The 19,960-nt window shown below is 31.7% G+C and carries 16 protein-coding genes; all 16 read right to left on the bottom strand.

Annotated features, from left to right (window positions below; genetic code table 11):
• Positions 1–57 precede the first annotated feature (57 nt).
• From priA to AC5SLW_RS06080, 16 genes are read right to left on the bottom strand one after another with little or no spacing between them, the layout of a single operon-like run.
• Complete coding sequence (gene priA, locus AC5SLW_RS06005) at positions 58–2,013, bottom strand: replication restart helicase PriA (RefSeq protein ID WP_494574969.1); 1,956 nt, start codon at positions 2,011–2,013, stop codon at positions 58–60.
• Between the two features lie 22 nt (positions 2,014–2,035).
• Positions 2,036–3,436: a dihydrolipoyl dehydrogenase gene (lpdA, locus tag AC5SLW_RS06010; RefSeq protein WP_494574971.1), complete on the bottom strand. Its 1,401-nt coding sequence runs from the start codon at positions 3,434–3,436 to the stop codon at positions 2,036–2,038.
• Entirely contained in the window at positions 3,437–4,714 is a 1,278-nt protein-coding gene (gene odhB / locus AC5SLW_RS06015) for a 2-oxoglutarate dehydrogenase complex dihydrolipoyllysine-residue succinyltransferase (protein WP_494574973.1), read from the bottom strand.
• A gap of 2 nt (positions 4,715–4,716) precedes the next feature.
• Complete coding sequence (locus AC5SLW_RS06020) at positions 4,717–7,620, bottom strand: 2-oxoglutarate dehydrogenase E1 component (RefSeq protein ID WP_494574975.1); 2,904 nt, start codon at positions 7,618–7,620, stop codon at positions 4,717–4,719.
• Between the two features lie 34 nt (positions 7,621–7,654).
• Complete coding sequence (gene sucD, locus AC5SLW_RS06025; RefSeq protein WP_011281561.1) at positions 7,655–8,530, bottom strand: succinate--CoA ligase subunit alpha; 876 nt, start codon at positions 8,528–8,530, stop codon at positions 7,655–7,657.
• A gap of 1 nt (position 8,531) precedes the next feature.
• Complete coding sequence (gene sucC, locus AC5SLW_RS06030) at positions 8,532–9,692, bottom strand: ADP-forming succinate--CoA ligase subunit beta (protein WP_011281562.1); 1,161 nt, start codon at positions 9,690–9,692, stop codon at positions 8,532–8,534.
• A complete protein-coding gene (mdh, locus tag AC5SLW_RS06035) occupies positions 9,692–10,654 on the bottom strand; it encodes a malate dehydrogenase (RefSeq protein WP_011281563.1) in 963 nt (320 codons plus the stop codon). The genes sucC and mdh overlap by 1 nt, the downstream gene beginning before the upstream one ends.
• A gap of 8 nt (positions 10,655–10,662) precedes the next feature.
• Complete coding sequence (locus tag AC5SLW_RS06040; protein ID WP_011281564.1) at positions 10,663–12,156, bottom strand: CoA-acylating methylmalonate-semialdehyde dehydrogenase; 1,494 nt, start codon at positions 12,154–12,156, stop codon at positions 10,663–10,665.
• Between the two features lie 24 nt (positions 12,157–12,180).
• Positions 12,181–12,954, bottom strand: coding sequence for a succinate dehydrogenase iron-sulfur subunit (locus AC5SLW_RS06045; protein ID WP_011281565.1), 774 nt, complete (start codon positions 12,952–12,954; stop codon positions 12,181–12,183).
• Positions 12,954–14,726 carry a succinate dehydrogenase flavoprotein subunit gene (gene sdhA / locus AC5SLW_RS06050; RefSeq protein WP_011281566.1) on the bottom strand — a complete coding sequence of 591 codons (1,773 nt, stop codon included), beginning with the start codon at positions 14,724–14,726 and terminating at the stop codon, positions 12,954–12,956. Before sdhA ends, AC5SLW_RS06045 begins: the two co-directional genes overlap by 1 nt.
• Complete coding sequence (gene sdhD / locus AC5SLW_RS06055; protein WP_018413620.1) at positions 14,726–15,052, bottom strand: succinate dehydrogenase, hydrophobic membrane anchor protein; 327 nt, start codon at positions 15,050–15,052, stop codon at positions 14,726–14,728. Before sdhD ends, sdhA begins: the two co-directional genes overlap by 1 nt.
• Before the next feature lies 1 nt (position 15,053).
• Positions 15,054–15,437, bottom strand: a complete 384-nt coding sequence (gene sdhC, locus AC5SLW_RS06060) for a succinate dehydrogenase, cytochrome b556 subunit (RefSeq protein WP_011281568.1) — start codon at positions 15,435–15,437, stop codon at positions 15,054–15,056.
• Positions 15,430–16,431 (bottom strand): aspartate-semialdehyde dehydrogenase, encoded by a 1,002-nt coding sequence (locus tag AC5SLW_RS06065; protein ID WP_018413621.1) that lies wholly within the window; start codon positions 16,429–16,431, stop codon positions 15,430–15,432. The genes sdhC and AC5SLW_RS06065 overlap by 8 nt, the downstream gene beginning before the upstream one ends.
• Before the next feature lie 20 nt (positions 16,432–16,451).
• Entirely contained in the window at positions 16,452–17,561 is a 1,110-nt protein-coding gene (locus AC5SLW_RS06070; RefSeq protein WP_011281570.1) for a dimethylsulfoniopropionate demethylase, read from the bottom strand.
• A complete protein-coding gene (locus tag AC5SLW_RS06075; protein ID WP_006997662.1) occupies positions 17,558–18,334 on the bottom strand; it encodes an alpha/beta fold hydrolase in 777 nt (258 codons plus the stop codon). Before AC5SLW_RS06075 ends, AC5SLW_RS06070 begins: the two co-directional genes overlap by 4 nt.
• Positions 18,331–19,959, bottom strand: coding sequence for an acyl-CoA synthetase (locus tag AC5SLW_RS06080; protein ID WP_018413622.1), 1,629 nt, complete (start codon positions 19,957–19,959; stop codon positions 18,331–18,333). Before AC5SLW_RS06080 ends, AC5SLW_RS06075 begins: the two co-directional genes overlap by 4 nt.
• Position 19,960 lies beyond the last annotated feature (1 nt).

Here is a 19,960-nt window from a genome sequence, read left to right on the forward strand (position 1 = left end):
CATATGACTCCTAGCTCTTCAAGTCACACATTGTCTAAAAGTCTTGTTTTTTCTTTGTTAATTGAAGTTTATTGGGTCAACATCAACCGTTAGTTTCATTCCAGCTGGAAATTTGAATTTTTCAATGACTTTTGAAAGGGAATTTTGAACCTTGAGAGATTTTCGACCCCTGATCAAAAGTCTTACTCTAAACCTTCTTTTTAATCTAAATATAGGTGCATTTACAGGACCAAGCACTCTTCCATCAACAGCACTTTCTATAAAACTTTTAAATTTATAAGCCTCTTTTTCAAGTTCTCTTTCATTATTACCGGTAATTATTAAGGCAATAAATCTTTGAAACGGTGGAAGGTTATTTTCCCTTCTAATTTCAAGTTCTTTATCTAAAAAAATATCAGGATCTTTATTGGTAATGTCTGTTATCATTTTGGTATCTAAATTATAAGTTTGAAAATAAACAGTTGCTGGCTTTCCTGTTCTTCCTGCTCTACCTGAAAGTTGATGATATAATTGTAAATTCTTTTCAGCACCTCTTAGGTCGTGACCTTGTGATGATAAATCGATATCAACAACAACAATACAATTTAAACTTGGAAAGTGAAATCCTTTAGAAATTAATTGAGTTCCAATTAAAATTTGAATTTTGTTATCTATAATTTTTTCTAAAACATCTGCTGAACTTTTTTTATTCATTGTATCGCTAGAAAATATAGTTGTTTCCTTGGTGGGAAAAATTTTTTTTACTTCTTCTGATATCCTTTCAACTCCAGGCCCACTAAAAATAAAATCACATTTTCCTTCTTTTGAGCAGTCCCTATTTAGTAAAGTTTTGTATCCACAGTAGTGACATAATAAATTTTGTTTGTTTTTGTGATAAACTAAATTTATTGAACAATTTGGACATGAATAACTAGTAAAACATTTTTTACATAAAACATGGGGTGAAAATCCTCTTCTATTTAAAAAAAATAATACTTGATCTTTTTTTTCAAGATGAACTTTTACTTTCTCAATTGTTTCTTTAGATATCCAGGATTGAGATTCAAGTTTGGAATTATTTAGATTAATTATTTCATATTTTGGCAAAGATGCATTTAAATATCTTTGATCAAGTTTTGATAAACTATATTTGCCTTTTTTAATATTGTCATAAGTTTCAATAGAGGGTACGGCTGTTATTAAATTGATTGGAATATTTTCAAAGGATGCTCTAGAAATTGCCATATCTCTTGCGTTATAAGTTACTCCCTCATCTTGCTTATAAGATTGATCATGTTCTTCATCAACAATGATTAATCCTAGTTTTTTAAAAGGTAAAAATAATGAGGACCGAGCACCAATTACAACTTTAATTTTATCATTTGCTATTCCACTCCAAATAATTTCTTTATTTTTTTTTGTAATACCTGAGTGCCACACAGCAGGCTTGAAACCAAAAAATTCTATAAATTTATTTTGAAATTGTCCTGTTAATCCGATTTCAGGTAATAGAATTAACCCCTGAAAACCCTTATTAATTATCTCTTTTAAAGCTTCAAAATAGACCATTGTTTTACCTGAGCCGGTAGTGCCTTGTAAAACATGAACTCTAAATTTTTGATTTAATACATTCATTTTTTTTAATGAATTTTTTTGTTCTTTAGAAAGTTTTATTTCATTTTCTTTGATATCAATTTTAAATGAATCATAAGCTTCAATTGGTAACTTTTCTATGGCGCCACTACTTAATAATAACAATTTTAATGCCATACCTTTAGGGGTCATATTGTATTCAGAAAACCAATTTAAGAATTTAATTGTATTTTTCTTTAATGGTGGAACATCTAATTTTCTTAAAACTTTTTTAATAGCAAAATTTTTGTTTGTTTTTTTTTCAAAATCATCCCATACAACTCCAGTCACCTCTGACTTTCCAAAAGGCACTGCCACGTAGTCTCCAACTTTTAAATTTAAATCTGAATTATAGGTAAATGGATGATTAAAAATATTTGGTATAAGAATCGGTACTTTCATATTTTTATAATATGAAAATACTTTAAGAGTGTATTGCTCTTTTATCTACTGATAAAGCTGCTTCTTTTACAGCTTCTGAGAATGTTGGATGTGCATGACACGTTCTTGCAATATCTTCAGCGCTAGCACCAAACTCCATTGCTACTCCAATTTCTCCAATTAATTCACCTGCATGAGGTCCAATAATATGTGCTCCTAAAACTCTATCTGTTTTTTCATCAGCTAAGATTTTCACAAAACCTTCTGCTTCATCAATTGCTTTAGCTCTTGAATTTGCCATAAATGAAAATTTACCAATTTTATATTTAGTATTTGCTTCTTTTAATTGTTCTTCTGTTTTCCCAATTGAAGCAACCTCTGGTGTTGTATAAACTACTCCAGGAATAATATCATAATTAACATGTCCTGATTGTCCTGCAATATTTTCTGCAACTGCAATACCTTCATCTTCAGCTTTGTGAGCAAGCATCGGTCCATCAATTACATCTCCAATAGCATATACATTCTTAATATTTGTTTGAAATGTTTTGTCAGTTTTAATTCTTTTCTTTTCATCTAATTCAACACCAATTGCTTCTAAATTTAAGTTAGTTGTATTAGGTTTTCTACCAACTGATATAAGAACTACATCACAATCAAAATCTGCTTTTTTTCCATCTTTATCTGATGTTGAAACTATAGCACCATTAGCATTTTTTTTAATTCCTTCTACTTTTGTCTGCATATGAAAATTAATTCCTTGTTTCTTTAATATTTTCATAAACTCTGTAGATATTTCTCTATCCATACCAGGAGTAATATGCTCTAAAAATTCAACCACATGAACCTCAGCACCTAATCTGGACCAAACAGATCCCATCTCCAACCCTATATAACCACCACCAACTACAACCATTTTTTTTGGCACAGTTTCTAAAGTTAATGCTCCTGTTGAAGATACAATTATTTTTTCATCAAATTCTATACCTGGTAATGCAACTGGAACTGACCCGGTGCTAACGACTGTTTTATCTGTTTCAATTATAGTTTCTTTTTTTTGATCATCTAATATTGAAATTTTATTTGCAGATTTAAAACTTCCGGTACCCTTAAAGTAAGTGACTTTGTTTTTCTTGAATAAAAATTCAACACCTTTAGTCAAAATTGTTACTGCTTTATCCTTATTTTGCATCATTTTTTGAAGATTGAGCTTTACCTCACCCACCTCTATGCCAAGTTTAGAAAAATTTTGCGCCTTATGATAATTTTCAGAAATATTTAATAAATTTTTAGAAGGTATGCACCCAACATTTAAACAGGTTCCACCTAATGAACCTCTTGATTCTATACATGCAGTTTTAAGTCCTAATTGTGCTAATCTTATCGCACACACATAGCCTCCTGGACCACCACCTATTACTACTGCTTGAAATTTATCTGACATTTAAATATTTAAAAATAACCTTCTTGGATCCTCTAAATTTTCTTTAACCATTTTTAAGAATGATACTGACTCTTTTCCATCTATAATTCTGTGATCATAAGATAAGGCAAGATACATAATAGGTCTTATTTTAATCTCACCATCAACTACCATTGGTCTTTCGACTATATTATGCATACCTAATACACCAGATTGAGGTAAGTTTAATATTGGAGTAGATAACATTGAACCATACACTCCACCATTACTAATTGTAAAAGTTCCACCCTGAAGGTCTTCTATGGTTATTTTTCCATCTCTCGCTTTTTCAGAAATAGTTTTAATATTTTTTTCAATATCAGCAAATGACAATTGATCTGCATCCCTTAATACTGGTACTACTAATCCTTTTTCAGTTCCTACTGCAAAACTCATATTATAATAATTTTTATAAATAATTTCATCTCCATCAATTTCAGCATTAACTGATGGATACATTTTTAGTGCAGCAACACATGCTTTTACAAAAAATGACATGAACCCTAATTTAATTCCGTACCTGTTTTGGAAGTCTTCCTGGTTCTCTTTTCTCATTTCCATTATGCCAGTCATATCAACTTCATTGAAAGTTGTTAATAATGCTGCATTTTCTTGTGCTTGTTTTAATCTTTTTGCAATTGTTTGTCTAAGCCTAGACATTTTAATTCTCTCTTCTTGACCATATTTAATTTTTCTTTCTGATGGTTGAGGGTTCTCTCCCATCATACTAATTAGGTCACCTTTAAGAACTCTACCCTCTTTACCAGAGCCACTAACTTTTTTTAAATCAATTTTATTTTCAACTACAATTTTTCTTACTGCTGGTGAAAGTATTTCATTATTATTATTTGAAGAATTAGTTTTCTCCTCTTTAACCTCATTGGTTAATACCAATGGCTCTTCCTCTTCAGGTTCTTTAAGAACTTTAGGAGCTTCTTTTTTAATTTCTAAATTAACTACATTATTTTCTGTTTTCTTAGGTTCAATTTTTGTAATTATCTTTTTTTCAGATGGTTGAGCTCCATTTTGACTTATCATACCAAGAAGAGCACCTACTTCGACTGTTTCTCCATCTTTAGAATTTATTTCGGACAAAACCCCATCAATTGGAGATGGTACTTCTAAATTAACTTTATCAGTTTCTAATTCTACAATTGCCTCATCAGCTACCACTGTATCGCCTTCTTTCTTAAGCCACTTAGCAACTGTCGCTTCAGTAATGCTTTCTCCAAGAACTGGTACTAAAATTTTTTCGCTCATTTTTATTCAAAAACCTTTTTTATAATTTCTTGTTGTTGGGCAAGATGTCTTTTTGCATAACCTGTAGCTGGAGACGCGTCTGGGCTTCTTCCTATATAAGAAATTCCAGTATTATTAGCGTTAATAGTTTCTAATGTCCATTGTATATAATCTCTTACAGAAAACCATGCCCCCATATTTTTTGGTTCTTCTTGGCACCAATAAAAATTAGCATTTTTTGCATATTTTTTAATTTCTCTAACTAAACTTTTTACCGGAAAAGGATAAAGTTGTTCAATTCTGTACAATACTACATCGTCTTTCTTAAGTTTTTCTCTTGCTTCTAGTAGATCAAAATAAACTTTTCCTGAACATAAAATTACTTTTTTAATTTTTGAGCTTTCTTTTAATTTTATAAATCCATTTTCTTCATCTAGTGCATGATCCCATAAAATTCTATGAAAAAAGTTATCTTTACCAAAGTCTTCTATATTTGAAACACAATGCTTATTTCTTAATAAAGATTTTGGAGTCATTATTATTAATGGCTTTCTAAATTCTCTATGCATTTGTCGTCTTAAAGCATGATAATAATTTGCAGGTGTCGTGCAATTCAATACTTGTAAGTTGTCATTTGCGCATAGTTGTAAAAATCTTTCTAGTCTTGCTGAAGAGTGTTCTGGTCCTTGGCCTTCATATCCATGAGGTAAAAGCATTACTAGCCCAGATGCTCTAGTCCATTTTCTTTCTCCTGATGCAATAAACTGATCAATAACTACTTGAGCTCCATTTGCAAAATCTCCAAATTGTGCTTCCCAAATAGTTAAAGTATTAGGTTCAACTAAACTATATCCATACTCAAAACCTAAAACTGCTAATTCTGATAAAAAACTATCAACTATTTCGTATCTCATTTGATTTTTTGAAATATTATTTAAAGGTATATATCTAGAGTTGTCTTCTTGATTCCTCAAAACTGAATGTCTTTGACTAAATGTTCCTCTACCAGAATCTTGTCCAACTAATCTTACTGGATAACCTTCTTCTAACAATGATCCAAATGCTAGTGCTTCAGCGGTTGACCAGTCAATACCTTTTCCATTAGATACCGATGCTTTCCTAGCATCTAAAATTTTAACAATAGTTTTATGTAATTTTAATTTTTCTGGAGTTGCATTAATTTTTTCAGAAATTTCTAAAAGTTTTTGTTGATCATAGCCACTTACACCTCTTTTATCTTTTCCTTTTTCTGGTTTATATCTTGACCATGTTCCCTCATACCATTCTATTTTTGGTTTATAGTCTTTTGCATTTTTATATTGATCATCAAGCAAATTTTTAAAATCTGTTTTAAATTTACTTAACTCACTTTCTGAAAGTGTATTTTCATTTACTAATTTTTTCCCATACAGCTCAACTGGTGTGGGGTGAGACCTAATCTTTTTATACATCAATGGCTGTGTAAAAGAAGGTTCGTCTCCTTCATTATGTCCGAATCTTCTATAACAGATTAAATCAACCACTACGTCTCTATTAAATTTTAATCTAAATTCTGTTGCAATCCTTGTTGCATAAACAACTGCTTCTGGATCATCTCCATTCACATGAAGTATTGGAGCGTCTACCATTTTTGCAACATCAGATGGATATGGTGATGACCTTGCAAATCTTGGGCTTGTAGTAAAGCCTATTTGATTATTAACAATAATATGAATTGTACCACCTGTATTATGGCCTGGTAAACCAGACATGGCAAAACATTCAGCCACAACTCCTTGTCCAGCAAAGGCTGCATCTCCATGTATCAGAATTGGTATAACTTTATTTCTTTCTTTATCTTTGTGAAAAAATTGTTTTGCTCGAGTTTGTCCTAGTACCACAGGATTGACTGCTTCTAAATGTGAAGGGTTATCTGTAAGACTAACATGCACAGAATTGCCATCAAACTCTCTATTTGATGATGCCCCTAGATGGTATTTTACATCTCCCGCACCTTCTTCCCCTGATGTTTGAATATCTCCTGCAAATTCATTAAATATTCTTTTGTAAGATTTTTGTAATACATTTGCTAATACATTAAGTCTTCCTCGATGAGACATACCAATTTTTACTTCTTTAACTTCAGCTTGCCCACCAATTTTAATTATTTGTTCTAGCGCAGGTATTAAGCCTTCTCCCCCATCTAAACCAAATCTTTTTGTACCCACATATTTTTTATGTAAAAATTTTTCAAAACCTTCTGCTTGAATTAGTTTCATTAAAATAGCTTCTTTACCATTTTTCGTAAATTGAAGAGAGTTCTCATCTTGCTCAATTCTATCTCTAAGCCATTTTCTTTCTGTTGGGTTTGATATGTGCATATATTCATAACCAATTGGACCACAGTAAGTTTTATTTAGGAAATTTAATATTTCTTTTATAGAAGAGTGTTCTTTATTAATTACGCCATCTAAATAAATTTTCTCATCATAATTTTCTTTTTTAAATCCATAATGCTCAGGATGAAGTTCATCTAGATATTCTGTTTCCATCATTCCTAGAGGATCAAGCTTAGCTAATAAATGTCCTCTTTGTCTATATGCTCTAATTAACGCAACAGCTCTAATTGAGTTAATATTGCTTTTGACTAAATCTTTTGAATTAACTTTTGCAATGTTGCCTTCATTAGAAAGTTTTTTTTCATCTTCTTCAATCCTTTTTTCAACTTCATCAATATCAATTTTTTTTTTTATATTCCATGATGGACCATTAATTTCTTTGGCAATCATACTTAAATCTTCACTCATACCCTCAAAATAATTTTGCCAGCTTTCAGGAAGATCTTTGTCTTTATTTATAAACTTTAAATACATTTGCTCTATAAATGCACTGTTAGACTTACTAAGAAATGAAGTTTTTTCGAATTCGAGACTTTTTGATGATGACATCTATTCTATTGATATAATATCAGATAAATAATTTTCAATTAGATAATTTATTAAATAATGTTTTGCCAAGTTCTGATGGTGATTTTGCAATTGTAATTCCACATTCTTCCATTTTTTTTATCTTATCTTCTGCTCCGCCCTTACCACCTGAAATAATAGCTCCTGCATGACCCATTGTTCTTCCTGGAGGTGCGGTTATTCCAGCAACAAATCCAACCATAGGTTTTTTTATTTTATGGTTTTTAACAAATTCAGCCGCTTCTTCTTCTGCAGAACCACCAATTTCACCAATCATAAGAATAGATTCCGTCTCAGCATCATTTAAAAATAAATCTAAACAATCAATAAAGTTTGTTCCATTTATTGGATCTCCACCAATTCCTATACAAGTAGATTGTCCTAATCCATTTTCAGTTGTTTGTGCAACTGCCTCATAAGTTAAAGTTCCTGATCTTGAAACAATTCCCACAGAACCTTTCTTGTGAATATTTCCAGGCATAATCCCAATCTTACATTCATCAGGAGTAATTATTCCTGGACAATTAGGTCCTATCAATCTGCTTTTTGAATTATTTAGCTTTTGTTTTACACGAAGCATATCTTGAATTGGTACACCTTCGGTAATACAAACTATAAGCTCAATGGATGCATCAATTGCTTCTATAATAGCTGCCGCTGCAAATTTTGCTGGCACATAAATCATAGTTGCATCAGCGCCAACTTCTTGTTTTGCTTCAGCTACAGTATTAAATACTGGACGGTCAAGATGTTTTTGTCCTCCCTTTTTTGGAGTAACTCCACCCACAAGATTAGTTCCATATTTTAATGCTTGTTCTGAATGAAAAGTTCCATGTGTACCTGTAAAACCTTGGCATATAACTTTTGTATTTTTATCAATTAAAACTGACATTCTATTTTATAGCCTCTACTATTTTTTGTGCAGCATCATCTAAATTTTCTGCTGAAATTAATTTTAATCCTGAATTATCTAAAATTTCTTTTCCTTCTTTAAAGTTTGTTCCTGCAAGTCTAACTACTAATGGAACACTTATATTTATTTCTTTGGCAGCATCAACAACACCTTGAGCAAGGACATCACATCTCATAATTCCCCCAAAAATGTTTATTAATATGCCTTTAACATTTTTGTCCGAAAGAATAATCTTAAGAGCAGCTGAAACTTTTTCTTTTGAAGCTCCTCCTCCAACATCTAAAAAATTTGCTGGCTCTTCACCATATAATTTAATTATATCCATTGTTGCCATTGCAAGACCTGCTCCATTGACCATGCAGCCAATGCTTCCATCTAGCTTTATGTAAGCAAGATCGTGTTTACTCGCATCTATTTCTGTGGGATCTTCTTCATTTAAATCCCTAAGCTCGATTATTTCAGGATGTCTAAATAAAGCATTAGAGTCAAAATTAACTTTTGCATCTAAACAAATTATTTTTTTTTCTTTAGTTAATATTAGTGGGTTAACTTCAACCATGTTGGCGTCTGTGCCTAAAAACATTTTATATACTGATTTTATCAGCGCTATTGCTTGTTTTTTTGCATCATCTGCTAAAGCATAAATTGCAATTATTTTTTCACAGTCAGCATCAGAAATTTCATCAGTAATATCTATTTTAGTTGTTATAATTTTTTCTGGAGTTTTTTCTGCAACTTCTTCAATGTCCATTCCACCTTGATCGCTGGATATAAATACTATTTTTGAACTTGCTCTATCTACTAAACAAGATAAATAAAATTCTTTATCAATATTAGAGGACTCTTCTACATATAATCTTTTTACTTCTCTTCCTGCTGGGCCAGTTTGATGTGTTACGAGTGTTTTTCCAAGCAATTCTTTTGCAGCAACACTTAATTCATCAATTGTGTTTAAAATTTTTACACCTCCAGCTTTACCTCGTCCACCAGCATGAATTTGTGCTTTTAAAACAAATTTTTCTGTTTTTAATGATTTTGCTTTTTCAATCAACTCATCAACTGTAAAAGCAAAAACTCCTTCAGGAACTACCGCTCCATATTTTTTTAAAATTTGCTTGGCCTGGTGTTCGTGAATATTCATTATTTAGAAAGATCTGGATCTATTTTAGATGCAGCTTCCCATAATGCTTTCACAGCATCTATAGAGTGCATAAATTCTTTTTTTTCTTTTTCATCTAAATCTATTTGCTCTATTTTTTCAACACCATCTTTACCAATTATTACTGGTACACCAGCATAAACATTACTAACTCCATATTCACCATTTAAATGAACTGCACATGGAAGTAATTTTTTTTCATCTTTTAAATATGCTTCTGCCATTTGTACACCTGAAGCTGCTGGTGCATAAAATGCAGAACCTTTTTCTAGATATTTAACAATCTCAGCTCCTCCATCTCTAGTTCTTTGATTAATTTCTTCTAACCTTTCTGGAGATATTTTTCCTTCTTTAACTAAGTCTAATAATGGTTTACCTGAAACTTTTGTAAATCTTGGTAGGGGAACCATTGTGTCTCCATGACCTCCCATAACCATTGCTTCAATTTCTTTTACCGGAACATTAAGCTCTAGGGATAAAAATAATTTAAATCTTGAGCTGTCCAAAATTCCTGCCATTCCAACTACTTTATTTGCTGGTAAGCCTGAAAATTTTTGAAAGGCCATCACCATAACGTCTAGTGGATTTGTAATGCATATTACAAATGCATTGGGTGCATTTTTTTTAATACCCTCTGCTACTTGTTTAATAATTTTTAAATTAATACCTAATAAATCATCTCTGCTCATTCCTGGTTTTCTTGGAACTCCTGCAGTGATTATTATTACATCTGAATCTTTTATATCTTCATAATTGTCTGTACCTGAAAATTTTACATTAAAACCATCAACAGAGGAAGATTGAGCTATGTCTAGAGCTTTTCCTTTAGCTATACCACTTGCAACATCAAAAAGTACCACCTCATCAGCTACTTCTTTAGTTCCTATTAAGTGAGCAAGAGTGCCCCCAATTTGACCTGCTCCTATTAAAGATATTTTTTTCATTTCTCTCCTTATTTCATTGTTGGCATGACAAATTCTGCATTAGATCTTATTCCAGAAGGCCATCTTGATGTTACTGTTTTAAGCTTTGTATAAAATTTAATTCCTTCAGCTCCGTGCATTGCACTATCTCCAAATAATGATCTTTTCCATCCACCAAAACTATGGAATGCCATTGGTACAGGTATTGGAACATTAATTCCAACCATACCAACTTGAATTTTACTAGCAAACGTTCTTCCAGCATCACCATCTCTTGTGTAAATGCTTACTCCATTACCATACTCATGGTCGTTAATTAACTTTGTTGCTTCTTCAAAAGTTTTAACTCTTATGACTGATAAAACAGGTCCGAATATTTCTTCTTTATAAATTCTCATATCCTTTTTAACGTGATCAAATAAACAACCCCCTATAAAAAAACCATTTTCATATCCTTGAAGTTTTATATTTCTTCCATCAACAACTAATTTAGCACCTTCTTCAACTCCAAGATCAACATAACTTTTTACTTTTTCTAAATGTTCTTTGGTAACTAGTGGACCCATCTCAGATGTTTTATCCATACCAGGTCCTACTTTTAATGCTTCAGCTTTTTTTGATAAACGAGCAACTAGCTCATCACCTATATCTCCTACAGCTACTGCTACTGATTGTGCCATACATCTCTCTCCTGCAGACCCATATGCAGCACCCATTAATCCATTTACCGCACCATCAAGGTCACAGTCAGGCATTACAACTAAATGATTTTTTGCACCACCTAAAGCTTGAACCCTTTTTTCATTTTTTGCAGAGTTTTCATAAATATATTTTGCAATTGGTGTTGAGCCTACAAAGCTTACAGCTTTGACATCTTTGTTTGTTAAAATCGCATCAACAGCTTCTTTATCTCCATTAACAACATTAAAAACACCATCTGGTAGTCCTGCTTCTGTTAGCAATTCTGCTAATCTTAGTGGGCAAGATGGATCTTTTTCTGATGGTTTTAAAATAAATGTGTTTCCACATGCAATAGCAATAGGAAACATCCACATTGGCACCATTGCAGGAAAATTAAAAGGTGTAATTCCAGCAACAACTCCAAGTGGTTGTCGCATAGACCAACTATCTACATTTGTTCCTACATTTTCTGAAAATTCTCCTTTAAGTAAATGTGGAATCCCACACGCAAATTCAACAACTTCTAGTCCTCTTGTTAAAGAACCTTTGGCATCTTCATAAACTTTCCCATGCTCTGAAACTATTAACTTTGTAAGTTCATCGGCATTTTTTTCTATTAACTCTTTAAATTTAAACATTACCCTTGCTCTTTGAAGTGAAGGTTTTAAAGACCAAGTTTCAAAAGCTTTTTGAGCTACTTCTACAGCTTTATCTAGATCAGTTTTACTGGCTAATCTTACCTCAGACTCTTGTTCACCAGTTGCTGGATTAAAAACTTTACTTTTTCTGTCAGAAGAGCCTGAAATTAGCTTTCCGCCAACAAAATGTTCTAATAAATTCATGAATGGTGTTATTTAAAGGGGTAATTAGCTTGTTGCAAGCATTTTTTTCAATTCAGCTATAGCTTTTGCTGGATTTAATCCCTTTGGACAAGCATTAGTACAATTCATAATAGTATGACATCTATAAAGTTTAAGCTCATCAGCTACTTTTTTTAATCTCTCTTTTTTTTCATCATCTCTACTATCAACTATCCATCTATAAGCCTGAAGTAAAACTGCAGGACCTAAATATTTATCACCATTCCACCAATAACTTGGACAAGATGTTGAGCAGCATGCACACATGATACATTCATATGCACCGTCTAATTTTACTCTGTCTTCTTTAGTTTGTAATATCTCAGTGGTTTCAACTTTTGTATTTGTTTTTAGCCATGGCTCGATTGATTCATACTGTTTGTATAATCCACTTAAATCACCAATTAAATCTTTTTTAACTTTTAAATGAGGTAATGGATAAATATTTATATCACCTTCAATTTCTGAATGAGGCTTTGTACATGCTAAACCATTTTTACCATCCATATTCATTGCACAAGATCCACAAACTCCATGTGCACACGATCTACGATAAGCTAATGATGGGTCAATTTCGTTTTTAATTTTATTTAAAATATCTAATACTTTTGAAGGACAATTATCCATATCCACTTCATAGGTATCTACTCTTGGGTTTTCTCCATTTGAGGGATCCCATCTGTAAACATTTACTTTTCTAATATTTTTTGACCCAGTCTTATCTTGGTAATAGTTACCTTTTTGAACTTCTGAATTTTTAGGTAAATTTATTTGAACCACTAGTAAACTCTTTCTTGAGGTGGAAAGTATTGAACTTCATTTGTTAAAGTTGTTTTAGTAACTGGTCTATATCCAATTTTTGAATCTTTTCCATTGCACCAAGCAATAGTGTGTTGCATAAATTTTTCATCATCTCTTTTTGGGAAATCTTCTCTTGCATGCGCACCTCTACTCTCTTGTCTATTATAAGCAGAATCCACTGTTGTAATTGCTTGTCTAATCAAATTATCAAATTCCAATGTTTCCACTAAATCAGTATTGAAAACAAGTGACTTATCTTTTACAGAAATTGATTCCATTCCATCGTATGCTTTTCTAATATTATCAACACCCTCTTTAAGCGTTTTTTCTGTTCTAAAAACAGCACACTTTGATTGCATAGTTTTCTGCATTGAAAGTCTAAGTTCTGCTGTACTATTTTCACCGTTAGAGTTTCTTAATTTATCAAATCTTTCTAAGCATTTTTCTGTTTCAGCCTCTCCTATATCCTCGTGTGGAGTTCCTGGTTTTACAAGTTCTGCAGCTCTCTTGGCTGCAGCTCTTCCAAATACAACTAGGTCAATTAAAGAATTAGATCCTAATCTATTTGCTCCATGAACAGAAACACAGGCAGCCTCACCAATTGCCATTAATCCTGGAACTGTTTCAGAATCATTTCCTGTTAATACTTCAGCTTTATAGTTTGTTGGGATACCTCCCATATTATAATGAACGGTGGGCACTACTGGTATTGGCTCCTTAGTTACATCAACATTTGCAAATAATCTTGCTGCTTCCGTTATTCCTGGAAGTCTACTTTCAATAATATTTTTGTCTAAATGACTTAAGTGTAAATGAACATGATCCTGTTCTTTACCCACACCTCTTCCTTCGTTAATCTCAATTGACATTGATCTACTTACTACATCTCTAGATGCTAAGTCTTTAGCTTTTGGTGCGTAACGCTCCATAAATCTTTCACCTTTTGAATTAACTAAATATCCACCTTCACCTCTAACACCTTCAGAAATTAAAGTTCCGTGCCCATAAATTCCTGTTGGGTGAAATTGTACAAATTCCATATCTTGTAATGGTAAGCCTGCTCTTAAAACCATTGCATTTCCATCTCCAGTACAAGTGTGTGCTGAGGTTGCAGAATAATAAGCTTTTCCGTAACCCCCTGTTGCAATTATTGTGCTGTGCGCTCTAAATCTATGAATTGTTCCATCATTTAAATTCCAAGCAATAAGACCTTTGCATTCACCATCCTTCATTAATAAATCTAAAGCAAAATATTCAATAAAAAATTCAGTGTTATGTTTTAAAGCTTGTCCATAAAGAGTATGAAGTATTGCGTGTCCAGTTCTATCTGCAGCTGCACATGTTCTTTGAACAATTCCATTACCATAATTTTTTGTCATTCCACCAAAAGGTCTTTGGTAAATTTTGCCATCATCAGTTCTGCTAAATGGAACTCCATATTTTTCTAATTCTATAACAGCAGCTGGAGCTTCTTTACAAAGATACTCAATACTATCTTGGTCACCTAACCAGTCAGCACCTTTAACAGTATCATACATATGCCAACGCCAATCATCTTCACCCATATTCCCTAAAGATGCAGAAATTCCTCCTTGAGCAGCTGAGGTATGACTTCTTGTTGGAAATACTTTTGAAATGCAGGCTGTCTTTAAACCAGCTTCACTTAAACCAACAGCAGCTCTTAGACCTGATCCTCCGGCACCAAGTACGATGACATCGTATTCGTGGTCTATTATTTTATATGAGCTCATTAGTTTAAATTCAATATTACAGTTATTGTTATAATTGGCATTATTATAGCAAAAATATTAAGTACTTTGTTTGCGGCATTTTTGATTTTTTCATTCTGAATATAATCTTCAAATACTTCGCTAATACTTAGGGCAGAAAAAAAGTAAGCAAATACTAGTGTTAAAGAAACTAAAATTTTAGATGGTTGAGTGGTAAAGAAATTAACAACCTCAATATAATCTTTATCAAAAATTGAAACTAAATTTAGAATAAACCAAATCATTAAAGGTACTAAAATTACTGAACTAATTTTCATGAACAGCCATTTTTTTGTTACAGAGTTCATTTTAAATAAAATTCCTTCCTAATAGATAAAATAGAATTGTAAAAAAAATAGATCCAAAAATTACAAATAAACCTGTAATCTTTGTGGTCTTTAGTTCAAAACCATAACCAAGATCCATTACTAAATGTCTTATTTCACTCAATACCTGAAAGCTAAAAGACCAAGTTAAACAAATAATAATAAATTTTCCAAAAATAGATTGCAAAAATAATTTTGTTAGATCGTAGCTAGATTCTCCTAACAACAAAGAAAATATCCACAAACAAATTACTGTTATTGCAAATATATTAACTATTCCTGTAATCCTATGAGAAATAGAAACCAAAGAAGATATGTGCCATCTATAAATTTGAATGTGTGGTGATAAAGGGTTGTTATTATCCATTATTCTTCCTAATTAAAAGCTCAGCTATTTCTACTGCATTCAGTGCAGCACCTCTTAATAAATTATCTGATACTATCCACATATTGAGTGTATTTTTTTTTGTTTTATCTTCTCTAATCCTAGAAATATAAGTTTCATTTTTACCTTCTGCCTCTAAAGGAGTAATGTAGCCTCCATCTTCTCTTTTATCATACACCTCACATCCCTCTGCACTATCTAATAAAGAGTGTATTGTTTGTAAGCTAAATGGTTTTTCAAATTCAATATTTACAGATTCAGCATGAGAAACTAGCACTGGAATTCTTACGCATGTTGCAGTTAGCTCAATTTTGTCATCTAAAATCTTTTTTGTTTCGTTAACCATCTTTAATTCTTCTTTTGTGTAACCATCATCTGCAAAAACATCTATGTGAGGAATTGCATTAAATGCAATTTGTTTAGTAAAATTTTTAGAATTTATTTTCTTTTTATCTAATGATAATTTAGTTTGTTCAATCAATTCATCCATTGATGCTTTACCACCACCAGATACAGATTGATAAGTTGATATAACTACTCTTTTTATATTAAATTCATCATGTAAGGGTTTTAGAGCTATTACCAATTGTGCTGTAGAACAGTTTGGATTAGCAATAATATTTTTTTTTAAAACATTAATTGCTTCTGGATTCACTTGTGGAACAATTAAAGGTACATCTTGATCCATTCTGAAAAAGCTAGAATTATCAATTACTGTAGTATGTTTTGCTGCTTTTTCTGCATATTTTTCTGATATTTTTCCACCAGCTGCAAAAAAGGTAATTTCAGCTTTTGAGAAATCATAAGTCTCTAAGTTAAAAATCTCATGCTCCTTACCATTAAAATTTACTTTTTGACCAGCACTCCTTGAAGAGGCAACTAAAAATAATTGGTCTATTGAAATTTTTTTCTGCTCTAATACTTCGAGCATTTTTCTTCCAACATTACCTGAGGCTCCTACAATTGCTATATTCATGATATTATTTTACTTTTATACTAGATGAAGGGTAAATCACAAACGTTTCCATTAATGGTATTATCGTTTATTTGAATTTTAAAGCCTTGAGATGCTTCCCAGTGGGATTTCTTGATCATTGCTATGCCTATAACCTTTTGAAAATGAGGTGAATAACAAGCCGATCTTAATTCACCAATCACATTATTATTTTCATCATATATGTTTTTTGATCCCGTAAGACTAATTTCTTTTATATCAATTTTAACTCCCCTTAATTTTTTTTGGGGTCCTTTTAATTTTATTTCTTTCAATTTTTCTTTTCCTAAAAAATTTATATCACTATCTAAGCTAACATATTGATCAAAACCACATTCAAATGGATTGTCGTTATTATCAAAATCATTACCATAAGATAACAGTGCACTCTCAATTCTCTCTATTAAATTCGGACATCCTGGCCCTACATTAAATTCTTTTCCAACTTCAAAAAGATGGTCATACAATTTTTGTCCTGACTGTGTGTTTTCAACGTATACTTCATATCCTCCTTGTTTAGACCATCCTGATCTAGCTATAAGGTGCTTTGTGCCTTCAAAATCAAAATAATCAAACCCAAAGAATTTTAGCTCAGTAATTTTTTTTCCAAAAACTTTTTCCATTAACGCAAAGGATTTTGGACCTTGTATTGCCATAATATCAACTACTGGTTCTACAATTTTAACATCAAATTTGTGTCCTGATGCTAAGCCTTTGGCAAAAAAGATTACATCCGAATCTGCTATTGATATCCACCATTTATTTTCATCAAGTTTTAAAACAACTGGGTCATTAACTAAATTTCCATTTTCGTCTATTATTGGACAATAATAACATCTGCCTATTTTAGATTTTGATAGATCCCGACATGTCATCAATTGTACTAACTCTGCCGAGTCTTTTCCTGATATTTCTACTTGTCTTTCTGCAGCGACATCCCATATCTGAACATGTTCTTTTAAATGTTTGTAGCTATCCTCTATTGATCCAAATGCAGCAGGTAACAACATATGATTATATATTGTGTATGCTGTAACTCCTTGTTTCTCTATTCTTGAGGTATAAGGAGTACTTCTTAATCTTCTTGATTTTGCTATTGAAAAATTTTTCATTTTTTTAAAAATTCAGAGATCTTTTCTCTCATTTCAAAAGCTTTTTCAAACATAATCATATGTCCACAATTTTTAATTATATGAGTTTTTGAATTAAGAACGAGCTCTGCAAATTTCTTACCTTTTTCAATATTAACCATCTTATCTAGCTCACCAAAGATAAATAGTGTCGGACACTTGATTGACTTTAACGCCTCAGATCCATTTTTATAATTATTACATGCTATAAGATCGATAGCTAAAACTTCTCTAATATTTCTTGGAGAATTAATAATTTTTTCTACAGGATTACCTCCAATGAATTTTTTATAATTCTCATAGCTCCATTTCATCATTAACTGAACTGCTTTATCATCTCCATTTTCAGCAAGATCAATTAAATCTTGATTAACAGGCATTCTGTAAGAACCACCTATAAATATTAAATTTTTAACTCTTTTAGAATACCTTAATGAATATTCCAATGCTTCCAAACACCCTTGGGAATGACCTATTATTGTTAATTCAGAAACATTAAGTTTTTTAAAAACTTTTTCTAACCAATCTGAAATTTCTTCTATTGATTTTAAACAATCACCTTCAGAATTTCCATGTCCAGGTAAATCTATTGCTAAAACATTATAATTTTGATTTGATAAATACTGTTCTGTTAAGGACCAAACAATATGTGAGAGACCACTTCCATGCAGCAAAACTATTGTGGATTTTTTTTTATCAATACCTTGGCCTGAATCTGATGCAAAGACTTTTTTGTTGTCTACTTGAAAGATCAACTTAATTCCTTAACTTTCTTTCTAAGTTCAAATTTTTGAATTTTTCCTGTTGAAGTTTTTGGTAAATCACAAAAAATAACACTCTTAGGAAGTTTAAATCCTGCCAATGTTTCTCTACAAAAATCTATTATTTCTTTTTCTGTTGCTGGCTTATCTTTAATTAATTCAACAAAAGCACAGGGTGTTTCTCCCCATTTTTCATCTGGTTTAGCAACTACAGCTGCTAAAGAAACTGAAGGGTGTTTTGCAATTGCATTTTCAATTTCTATTGAAGAAATATTTTCTCCTCCAGAGATAATAATATCTTTAGATCTATCTTGAATTTTTATATATCCATCAGGATGGGTCACAGCTAAATCCCCTGAATGAAACCATCCACCAGCCATTGACTTATCTGTTGCTTCTTTATCTTTGTAATATCCCTTCATTACAATATTCCCTCTAATCATAATTTCACCCATAGTCTTTCCATCTTTGGGTACTGGCTTCATTGTTTCTGGATCCATTACAATAGCGCCCTCTGTGTTTGGGTAACGTACACCTTGCCTTGCTTTGATTTCATTCTTTTTATCTTTTTCTAAAGAATTCCAATCATCATTCCACGCACACTGCAACATATGACCATAAGTTTCTGTTAATCCATAAACATGCATAACCTCAAAGCCAAGATTTTCCATTTTTTCAAAAATAATACTTGGTGGAGGTGCACCTGCAGTTAAAACATTGACTTTTCTTTTTAAGGCTTTTTGATCTTCCTTAGGAGAATTAACAATCATATTTAAAACTATTGGAGCTCCACCAAAATGTGTTACTTCATATTTATCAATTAGTTCAAACATCTTTTTAACATCAATATTTCTTAAACAAATTACTCTTGCGTGCAGCATTGCTAATGTCCAAGGATAACACCAACCATTGCAATGAAACATTGGGACAACACATAAAAAATTTAATTTGTTGGGCATATTCCAAGCTGTAACACTACCTGTTGCCATCAAATATGAACCTCTGTGATGATAAACTACTCCTTTTGGGTTTCCAGTAGTTCCTGATGTATACCCTAATGAAATAGCTTCCCATTCATCTTTTGGTTTTTTCCATTCATAATTTTCATTACCTGTGTTTAAGAAACTTTCATATTCAAGTTCACCTATTTTTTTAAAAGAACTTGTGTCTATGTCCTGGTCGTCAATATCAATAATTGTAATCTTATTTTTAACATTTTTTAAAGCCTTCTCAATTACATCATGAAATTGTCTATCTACAATTAAAACCTTTGCATCACTATGTTGTAAAATATAACTTATAGTATTGGGGTCTAGTCTTGTATTGATTGCATTAATTACTGCCCCCACCATAGGTATTGAATAATGTGCTTCAAAAATTTCTGGTGTATTGAAAGCCATTATAGAAACTGTATCTCCAGTTTTCACACCCAATTTATCTAATGCGCTAGCAAACTTAACACATCTTTTATAAACTTCTTCCCAAGTATACGACCTACTTTCATAAACTAAGGCTTCATAATTTGGATATATATCTTTAGTTCTTTCTAAGAATGTTAAAGGAGAAAGAGGAACATAATTAGCCTCATTTTTATCTAAATTTGTATCGTAATGACTCATA

It is taken from the genome of Candidatus Pelagibacter sp. PS_40, assembly GCF_059417765.1.